Source organism: Arenibacter sp. F26102 (genome assembly GCF_023015865.1).
Taxonomy (GTDB): domain Bacteria; phylum Bacteroidota; class Bacteroidia; order Flavobacteriales; family Flavobacteriaceae; genus Arenibacter.
The window spans coordinates 1-281 of the sequence record NZ_JALKBC010000077.1 but is presented as its reverse complement, the minus strand read 5'-3'; the positions used below and the strand labels follow the sequence as shown (position 1 = coordinate 281).

General features: G+C 52.3%; 1 pseudogene. It reads right to left on the bottom strand.

The features are described from left to right. Window positions 1-212 (bottom strand): annotated as a pseudogene (locus MWU78_RS22335) (dehydrogenase); the annotation flags it as partial. Between the last annotated feature and the right edge of the window lie 69 nt (window positions 213-281).

Below are 281 nucleotides of genomic sequence, written 5' to 3'. Positions count from 1 at the left end.
GCCAATTGGCCTCCCCACAACCATGTGAAATAGCGCCAGTTCCGCATTTGGTACTGCATCTCAGTCTGGTCCGGCGTGCGCGGATGTATCTTGGGCGCTCCAACGTTGTAATAAACGTTCAAGGAGGTTATGTCTCCAATAATGCCCCCGTCGATCTTTTCCTTCATCAACTGATAACCGGTCTCATATCTCGACTGTAGGCCTACCACCATGCTCAGGTTCTTCTCCTGCGACAGCTCTTTGGCGCCCATGACCCTATGGTACCCGGGAATATCGACGAA